The sequence below is a fragment of the Bradyrhizobium sp. genome, assembly GCF_030646015.1.
In the GTDB taxonomy this organism is placed as follows: Bacteria; Pseudomonadota; Alphaproteobacteria; order Rhizobiales; family Xanthobacteraceae; genus Bradyrhizobium.
The window spans coordinates 1-8,493 of record NZ_JAUSLT010000163.1 but is presented as its reverse complement, the minus strand read 5'-3'; the positions used below and the strand labels follow the sequence as shown (position 1 = coordinate 8,493).

The following is an 8,493-nucleotide window of genomic DNA, read 5'->3' as shown; positions in this document are numbered from 1 at the left end:
CCGCGATCGCCCGATGCCACCGATCGGCCGCGAAAACCGGACTCTTCACGTCTCGCGCGCCACCTGAGTTCGCAAAAAAAGCCAGATTTCGGGCCCCATTCCCGCAGACCCGATTGTGCAAAGCTCTCGCAAGCGGGGGAGAGGGCCGACCGCCCCCGGACCGCGCCAGGGTGCTCTTGACGTCTCCGCCACGAAATGGTGTCTATCGGCCCATGAACACCGTCGTCCGCGATAGCCGTCTTTGGTGGCGCACCTCCTGAGAGGTGGCCGGTGCGATTTCATTTTCCCAAATCGTCAGAGGCCGTCATCGCAGTGCGACGGCCCTTTTGTTTGTCCTGCATGGCGCTCCCTCGCTAAGTTTCGTAAGAGGATGACATGAACAGGACAGCCTTTTCTCTGCCGGACCACAGCGAATACCGCACCCGTGGCGGGCTGGCGGTGACGCGGAATGTCGAGCAGTTCACCGGCGACGCCAAGCGGCTCGACGACCTGATTGACCTGCTCGACCGCCGCCGCGGCGTGGTGCTGTCGTCGGGTACCACGGTGCCCGGCCGCTACGAGAGTTTTGATCTTGGCTTCGCGGATCCGCCGCTGTGGCTGCAGACCAGCGGCGCCGATTTTTCGCTTGAAGCGCTGAACGCGCGCGGCGAGGTGCTGATCGCGTTCCTCGGCGACGTGCTGCGCGAACCTTGCGTCGTCATTAGCGAGAAAAGCGCCACCCGGCTCAAGGGCCATATCGTGCGCGGCGCCGCGCCAGTCGACGAGGATCAGCGCACCCGCCGCGCCAGCGTAATGTCGCTGGTGCGCGACCTCGTCGCCGCACTCGGCGCCAATGACGATCCCTTGCTCGGCCTGTTCGGCGCCTTCGCCTATGACCTCGTGTTCCAGATCGAGGACCTCGTGCAGAAGCGGGCGCGTGAAGCCGACCAGCGCGACATCGTGTTGTACGTGCCGGATCGCCTGCTGGCCTATGACCGCGCCACCGGGCGAGGCGTGGTGCTGAGCTACGACTTTGCCTGGAACGGCCAGTCCACCGAGGGCCTGCCGCGCGAAACCGCCGAGAGCGGCTACGCCCAGACGCCGCGGCAGGGATTTGCCGATCACGCCGCCGGCGAATATCAGGCCACCGTCGAAAAGGCGCGGGCCGCTTTCGCGCGCGGCGATCTGTTCGAGGCGGTGCCGGGACAATTGTTCGCCGAGCCCTGCGAGCGCTCGCCGGCGGAAGTGTTCCAGCGGCTGTGCCGGATCAATCCGTCGCCCTATGGCGCACTGATGAATCTCGGCGAGGGCGAATTCCTGGTGGCGGCGTCGCCCGAAATGTTCGTGCGCTCCGACGGCAGGCGGGTCGAGACCTGCCCGATCTCGGGCACCATCGCGCGCGGCGTCGATGCCATCGGCGATGCCGAGCAGATCCGGCAACTCCTGAATTCGGAGAAGGACGAATTCGAACTCAACATGTGCACCGACGTCGACCGCAACGACAAGGCGCGGGTCTGCGTGCCCGGCACCATCAAGGTGTTGGCGCGGCGGCAGATCGAGACCTACTCGAAACTGTTCCACACCGTCGACCATGTCGAAGGCATTCTGCGGCCTGGCTTCGATGCGCTCGATGCGTTCCTGACCCACGCCTGGGCGGTGACGGTGACCGGCGCGCCGAAACTATGGGCGATGCAGTTCGTCGAGGACAATGAGCGATCGTCGCGGCGCTGGTATGCCGGCGCGATCGGCGCGGTGAACTTCGATGGCAGCATCAACACGGGACTGACCATCCGCACCATCCGGATGAAGGACGGCCTCGCCGAGGTGCGGGTCGGCGCCACCTGTCTGTTCGACTCGGACCCCGCCGCCGAGGACCGGGAATGCCAGGTCAAGGCCGCCGCACTTTTCCAGGCGCTGCGCGGCGATCCCGCCAAGCCGTTGTCCAGCATCGCGCCCGATGCCACCGGATCGGGCAAGCGGGTGCTGCTGATCGACCACGACGACAGCTTTGTGCACATGCTGGCGGATTATTTCCGTCAGGTCGGCGCCACCGTTACCGTGGTGCGGCACATTCATGCCCAGCAGATGCTGACGCAGAACGCCTGGGATCTCCTGGTGCTGTCGCCGGGTCCCGGGCGGCCGGAGGATTTTGCGATCTCAAAAACCATCGACACCGCGCTCGACATGAAGCTGCCGATCTTCGGCGTCTGCCTCGGCGTGCAGGCGATCGGCGAATATTTTGGCGGCCAGCTCGGCCAGCTCGGTCAGCCCGCGCATGGCCGGCCGTCGCGGGTCCAGGTGCGCGGCGGGCGCTTGATGCAGAACCTGCCCAATGAAATCGTGATCGGCCGCTATCATTCGCTTTATGTCGAGCGCGACAGCATGCCCGACGTGCTCAGCGTCACCGCGAGCACCGAAGACGGCGTGGCGATGGCGATCGAGCACAAGACCTTGCCGGTCGGCGGCGTGCAGTTTCACCCGGAATCGCTGATGTCGCTCGGCGGCGAAGTCGGCCTGCGCATCGTGGAGAATGCGTTCCGGCTGGGGGTAATGACGAATTGAGGAAGGACGTCATTGCGAGGAGCCCTTGCGACGAAGCAATCCACACTTTCTTCGTCTCGCCATGGATTGCTTCGCGGAGCCTGTCATCGGGCGGCGCTCTGCGCCGACCCGTTGGCTCGCAATGACGAAGAAAGGAAGAGAACCAACGATGACGTTTGAACATGATCTGAAGGCCACCGTCCGCACCATTCCGGATTACCCCAAGCCGGGAATCCTGTTTCGCGACATCACCACGCTGCTCGGCGATCCCCGCGCGTTCCGCCGCGCGGTCGATCAGCTGGTCGATCCCTGGGCCGGCTCCAAGATCGACAAGGTCGCCGGCATCGAGGCGCGCGGCTTCATCATCGGCGGCGCGGTGGCGCATCAGGTTTCGGCCGGCTTCGTGCCGATCCGCAAGAAGGGCAAGCTGCCGCATACCACCGTGCGCATCGCCTATTCGCTGGAATACGGAATCGACGAAATGGAAATGCACGCCGACGCCATCAAGCCGGGCGAGCGGGTGATCGTGGTCGACGACCTGATCGCCACCGGCGGCACCGCGGAGGGCGCGGTAAAACTGCTGCGACAGATCGGCGCCGACGTGGTGGCGGCCTGCTTCATCATCGACCTGCCGGATCTCGGCGGCGCCGACAAGATTCGGGCGATGGGCGTGCCGGTGCGAACGCTGATGGCGTTCGAGGGGCATTGAAGGCCAAGCGCTGAACTCTCGACTCGTCGTCCCTGCGAACGCAGGGACCCATAATCCCGGTCGTCTGTTGTTCAAGAAGGCGTCTGCATCCGTACCATCACGAGAGGCCGCGGCGTATGGGTCCCGGATCAGCGTTCGCTAACGCTCACTTGTCCGGGACGACGGATCGATGGTGATCGCTTCGGAACCTCACGACCCCTGCAGCATCAAATTCAGCTCCAGCTCGCGGAAGCTGAAATAGTTTTCCCGGATCCATTGATGCAGTTCGGTCGATGAATCCTTCTCGTTGCGCAAATAGCCGGTGAACGAGAAGGTCAGCCGGTCGATATAGGTCTTCAGGAACACCGGCAGGGCGGCGATGCGCAGCACCCGGCCGCGGGCGAAGGCCGGCGGCAGCTCGCCGCGCACGATATGCTCGTTGTCGATGGTGACCAGCGCGTTCGGCGGAATCTGCTGCTGCAGCATGGGAAAGGCGCGCGCCGAGGCGCGGTCGGTATCGGCGACGAACAGGATGATCGGCGAGACGCCGCGCCGCGCCGCCTCCTTCATGAAGCCGATTTCCCCGGTCATCTTGAAGAATTCGTCGAAGGCGTGAAAGCCGAGGTCGATCACCTTGCTGACCCCGTCATTGACGATCAGGCGGTCCATCAGCTGCATTTTTCCGAACGTGTCGATGACGTCGGCGGTCTCGGTGACCCTGGGCAGGAATTCCAGCAGCGACGGCTCTTTCAGATTGATGTCGAAGGCCGCGACCGTGCCGTGCTTCAGCAGCAGGAATTCGGTCAGCAGCCGCGCGATCAGCGTCTTGCCGACCAGCGGGCGGGGCGAGCAGATGATGAAGACGGGCGTGCGGTACATTGGCGCTATATCAGGCGAATTCGGCGCCCAATCCAGCCAAATAGCAGCCGTTTGCGCAATTATTTTTCGCCGCCGCGCGTCGCCGATTTGCCGGAGCCGACCAGGTCGGTCAGCTTTATGCGGTCGAACTCGCTCCAGACATTGGCCAGCCAGTGCCGGACATAGCCGCGCAGCACAAACGAATAGTTCGCGGCCTCGTCATGGACGCCCTTGTTGGCGACGAATTTGAGGAACGGTACCGAGGAGACCTCGACCTGCTCGTAGGCCATTTCGTTGAGCTTGGGGATGGTGAGCTCGGTGGCGTCCTTGATGCGGTGGAAATAGGAATTGTAGGTCGCCTGGTCCCATTGGAAGAACTGGGTATCGTTGATGAAGTTCTTCACCAGGAAATATTTGGCGCCCTGCATGAAATTGGCGGTCTGGGCGATTTCGTCCAGCGAGGCGATCGAGGGGCCCAGGATGTGGAACACGGCAAAGGTGATCTGCCCGGACTTGGCGGCGTCGAGAAAGCCGATGTCGCGCAGCGAGGCCAGCGCCGGCGACAACAATCCGGCGCGGACGTCGATCACGGTGACCGAGGGGCTCGCCGCGTTCAGCGTATCGAAGATCTTCATCTGGTCCGCGGTCGTCGTCATGTCGACGATCTCGGTGATGTCGGGGTGAAAGCGCATCAGGGTGCCGCGCGGCGACTCGGTGTCGAAGGCACGGGTGGGAATGTTGTTGGCGCTGAAATAATCCAGCAGGGTCCGCGACACCGTGGTCTTGCCGACCCCGCCCTTGTCCGCGCCCACCACGATCACTACCGGCTTCGTCGTCATGAATTTCCCTTACGCGCCATTCTTTGCTGCAGCATGATCCCAAGGCAAACCGAACCGTCTGCTGGCGGAATCGGCTGCCGACCGTGCCTTGTCCCGATCGCAAAGCGGTCGAAACGTCCCCGTCCCCTGCTTTAGGCGCGAACATGGCAGAAACAAGGGAGAATTCAATGAATTAGGCGCGGGTTAAGCTTAATCCTGCCGGTGTCGTTAACACGGGCAGGTCGATTCGGGCTCAGTTGCGCCGGCCCCAGGGACCGCGCGCGGCGCGGACCGGACCATCGCTCCAGGGGCCGGCGGGGACCGGCGGCGGGATCTGGCCGGTGGTTTCAGGCTGTTCGACCTGGCCGTCGTCCGGCTCTTCTTGGGTATCCGACGGCAGCGCCAGCCGGCCGGAATCGTGTCCGCCGGCATATTTCACCAGCGCCTGCACCCGGGAATCCACCGAGGGATGGGTGGCGAACAGGTCGGCAAAACCCTCGCGCGGGTTGTCGATGCACAATTCCATCACCGCCGAGGTGGCGCCGGGAAGCTCGCCGCGGTTCTCGATCTTGCGCAGCGCCGAGATCATGGCGTCGGGATTCTTGGTCAGTTCGACCGATCCGGCGTCGGCCAGCAGCTCGCGCGAGCGCGACAGCGCCAGTTTGACGACTTGCGACAGCAGCCAGGCCAGCAGGATCAACACCACCGCGATAATGACCACAATGACCGCGCCGCCGCCGCCCTTGCTGTTGCTGTCCGACGAGGAAGACGAGGACGACCTCGACGACGATGAGCCGCCAGAGGAGGAATTCCAGCTCAGATTGGTGAACATCCGGAAGAACAGCTCGCCGAAGAAGCCGACCACGCCGGCGATGATCACCGCGGTCACCATCAGCTGCACGTCGCCGTTGCGGATGTGGGTGAGCTCGTGGCCGAGCACCGCCTCGAGCTCCTGATCATCAAGCGCCTTCAACAGGCCGGTCGTGACGGTGACGGCATATTGCCGCCGGTTCAGCCCGCTGGCGAACGCGTTGCGCGCGTCGTTGTCCACGATCTTCAGTTTCGGCATCGGGATGCCGCGGGAGACGCAGAGGTTTTCCAGCAGATTATAGAGCCGGGGCTGCTGCTTGCGCGTCACGTCCTCGCCGCCGGTGACGGCGTCGATCATGTTCTGGTGGAAGAAATAGGCGATCACGATCCACAGCGCCGCCGCCCCCGTCGCATAGGGAAACGCTTTTACGAGGTCGTGGCCCGCCGCCATCAAATAATAGTTGACCGGCCGGTCGCTATCGATTGCGACCTCCGCCAGCAGCGCGCCGGCATAGACCAGCACGTAGATCAGCAGGAACAGCCCGGCGAGCAGCAGCATCGAACGCAACTTGTTCGATGCAATGTGCGTGTAGAGACCGTAGGCGGCCATGATGCGCTACCCTGCCGAGGTGGTTTGCGGGATCAGAATTTGACCGTCGGCACCACCTCGACCTCGGTCCTGGAGGCGCCGAGATCGAAGAATTCCTTTTTGGTGAAGCCGAACGTGCCGGCGAACAGCGCGGCGGGCATCTGCTGGATGCCGGTGTTGTATTCCTGGACCGCGTTGTTGAAGAAGCGGCGGGCGGCCGCGATCTTGTTCTCGAGGTCGGACAATTCGCTCGACAGCTGCTGGAAGTTGGCGTTGGCCTTGAGGTCGGGATAGGCCTCCGACAGCGCGATCAGCCGGCCGAGCGCGCCGCTCAGCTGGTTTTCGGCGGCGGCGATCTGTCCCGGGCCCTGCGCTGACATCGCGGAGTTGCGGGCCTTGATGACGTCGTCGAGGGTGCCGCGCTCGTGGCTGGCGTAGCCCTTCACGGTCTCGACCAGGTTCGGGACCAGGTCGTGGCGCTGCTTGAGCTGCACGTCGATGTCGGCAAAGGCCTGGCCGACGCGCTGGCTGAGCGCCACCAGCCGGTTATACGCGGCGAACGCGAAGAACACGAGAATGACGATGACGCCGAGAACGATCCAGCCGGTCGACATGGCAAAAAACTCCTGATGAGACAACGAAGGCGGGCACGCTAGACCAAAACCGGCCCGCGCGGCAGCCCGCCGCGAGGTGAGGCTCTGGTTGGTCGGATCCGGGGCGGGATAAGTTCAAGGAACGCGTGTCCCGGACGCGAAGCGGTGCGCAGCACCGCTTCGCAGAGCCGGGACTCATTTCGGAGCCGATACGATCGATGGGCCCCGGATCAGCAGCGTACCACGCCGCAAGGGCGGCGCGCTGCGCAGCATCCGGGGCACGAGTGCGTCACTAACCCTCGTCCACCACCGCATCGCCCCATCGCCATCGCCGGGCGCGGGCAAAGTCAGCCTTGGCGCGGCGGGGCACTTTTGTGATGGCCAGCCCCTCTGGCGTGCAGAGCTTGGCCGTCACCTCGACCTTGCTGACCACAGGCTGCGCCAGCACGCGGGCGGGGCGCCGCGCGGCCGGGGCGCGCGTCAGTGCGACATAGGCGAATCGTTCGTCCTCATAGGCCAGTTCGGCGGATTTGAGCTGCCGGTGCGCCTGCGAGCGCGGCAGGCGCTGGGTGAAATGGCACCAGTCGGGCGCATCAAGCGGACATGGCCCGTCATGCGGGCAGGGCGCCGCGACATGCGCGCCCGCCGCGATCAAGTGTGCCCGCAGCGCGACGATCCGCGCATAGCCCGCCGGCGTGCCGGGCTCGACCACCAGCAGCGTATCGCGGGTCTTGCTCCACATCAGTTCGGCGAGCGCCTTTCGCTCGCTCTCGCTGATTTCGCCGATCATGTAGCTCGCGACCACGAGGTCGACGGCTTCAGCCCTGGCGAGCTCGGCGCGGGCTTCGCCCTGCTGATAGGTCATGCTGCGCAGGCGCGTGCTGGCGCCGCCCAGATCCAGCGCCAGCGCGCGCAAGGCACTGTTGGCGTCGAGCAGCGTAAATGCCGTGAGCGACGAAAACGCTTCCGCCGCGGCCCAGCTCGCGGTGCCCGGCCCGGCGCCGACGTCGAGCAGGCTGGTGGGCGCGAAGTCCGGCGTGATCTCGGCCAGCGCGTTCAGGCTGGCCGTGACAGCGGCGTAGGTCGCGGGCATCCGCGCCAGCGCGTAGGCGAGCGCGTCGGCTTCCGAGGCGATCGCGCCGGAGCCGCCGCCATCGCGATAGGTTTTCGAAATGATGGCCGAGCGCCCGGCGGCGTCGCTGCGCGACAGCCCGTGCAGCCGGGCGTCGAGCGCGGATTTCAGCTCAGTGGGAAGGTCGGGAGGGATCATTCTGTCTTCTTCCCCTCTCCCCTTGTGGGAGAGGGTGGCGCGATGCGCAGCATCGCGACGGGTGAGGGGTCTGTCTCCGCAGATAGAGACCCCTCATCCGGCAGCCTTCGGCTGCCACCTTCTCCCACAAGGGGAGAAGGGAAGGGCATCACGCCACGTGCTGATCGAGGATCTTCACCGCTTCATCAAGCGCGACCGACACCAGTTGCGACACGCCGCGCTCGGCCATGGTGACGCCGAACAGGCGGTTCATCCGCGCCATCGTGATCGGATTATGGGTGATGATGATGAAGCGCGTCTCGGTGGTGGAGGTCATCTCGTGCAGCAGGTTGCAGAACCGCTCCACA

At 64.7% G+C, this 8,493-nt stretch carries 8 protein-coding genes; 2 read left to right on the top strand and 6 right to left on the bottom strand.

Annotation, left to right across the window (positions count from 1 at the left end; all coding sequences use genetic code 11):
• Positions 1-375 precede the first annotated feature (375 nt).
• Both Q7T45_RS24045 and Q7T45_RS24040 read left to right on the top strand, forming a co-directional pair.
• The gene (locus tag Q7T45_RS24045) at positions 376-2,541 is read left to right on the top strand and encodes an anthranilate synthase component I (RefSeq protein ID WP_304874197.1); all 2,166 of its coding nucleotides are present in this window, start codon (positions 376-378) and stop codon (positions 2,539-2,541) included.
• 148 nt (positions 2,542-2,689) lie between these two features.
• A complete protein-coding gene (locus Q7T45_RS24040) occupies positions 2,690-3,229 on the top strand; it encodes an adenine phosphoribosyltransferase (protein WP_304874195.1) in 540 nt (179 codons plus the stop codon).
• A gap of 189 nt (positions 3,230-3,418) precedes the next feature.
• Here Q7T45_RS24040 and Q7T45_RS24035 read toward each other — a convergent pair whose 3' ends face one another.
• The 6 genes from Q7T45_RS24035 to Q7T45_RS24010 form a co-directional block, all read right to left on the bottom strand.
• Entirely contained in the window at positions 3,419-4,087 is a 669-nt protein-coding gene (locus Q7T45_RS24035) for a hypothetical protein (protein WP_304874193.1), read from the bottom strand.
• A gap of 59 nt (positions 4,088-4,146) precedes the next feature.
• Positions 4,147-4,905, bottom strand: coding sequence for a hypothetical protein (locus Q7T45_RS24030; protein ID WP_304874190.1), 759 nt, complete (start codon positions 4,903-4,905; stop codon positions 4,147-4,149).
• 232 nt (positions 4,906-5,137) lie between these two features.
• The gene (locus tag Q7T45_RS24025) at positions 5,138-6,304 is read right to left on the bottom strand and encodes a M48 family metallopeptidase (RefSeq protein ID WP_304874188.1); all 1,167 of its coding nucleotides are present in this window, start codon (positions 6,302-6,304) and stop codon (positions 5,138-5,140) included.
• Between the two features lie 32 nt (positions 6,305-6,336).
• Positions 6,337-6,897, bottom strand: a complete 561-nt coding sequence (locus Q7T45_RS24020) for a LemA family protein (RefSeq protein WP_304874186.1) — start codon at positions 6,895-6,897, stop codon at positions 6,337-6,339.
• 271 nt (positions 6,898-7,168) lie between these two features.
• Positions 7,169-8,146: a small ribosomal subunit Rsm22 family protein gene (locus Q7T45_RS24015; RefSeq protein ID WP_304874184.1), complete on the bottom strand. Its 978-nt coding sequence runs from the start codon at positions 8,144-8,146 to the stop codon at positions 7,169-7,171.
• Positions 8,147-8,294: 148 nt separating this feature from the next.
• Positions 8,295-8,493: hypothetical protein (locus tag Q7T45_RS24010; RefSeq protein ID WP_304874182.1), on the bottom strand; the 199-nt coding region annotated here is incomplete at its 5' end.

Excerpts from the sequence above, each read along its gene's own strand:
- Q7T45_RS24045 (WP_304874197.1), top strand. The coding sequence starts at position 376 with ATGAACAGGACAGCCTTTTCTCTGCCGGACCACAGCGAATACCGCACC.
- Q7T45_RS24040 (WP_304874195.1), top strand. The coding sequence starts at position 2,690 with ATGACGTTTGAACATGATCTGAAGGCCACCGTCCGCACCATTCCGGAT.
- Q7T45_RS24035 (WP_304874193.1), bottom strand. The coding sequence starts at position 4,087 with ATGTACCGCACGCCCGTCTTCATCATCTGCTCGCCCCGCCCGCTGGTC.
- Q7T45_RS24030 (WP_304874190.1), bottom strand. The coding sequence starts at position 4,905 with ATGACGACGAAGCCGGTAGTGATCGTGGTGGGCGCGGACAAGGGCGGG.
- Q7T45_RS24025 (WP_304874188.1), bottom strand. The coding sequence starts at position 6,304 with ATGGCCGCCTACGGTCTCTACACGCACATTGCATCGAACAAGTTGCGT.
- Q7T45_RS24020 (WP_304874186.1), bottom strand. The coding sequence starts at position 6,897 with ATGTCGACCGGCTGGATCGTTCTCGGCGTCATCGTCATTCTCGTGTTC.
- Q7T45_RS24015 (WP_304874184.1), bottom strand. The coding sequence starts at position 8,146 with ATGATCCCTCCCGACCTTCCCACTGAGCTGAAATCCGCGCTCGACGCC.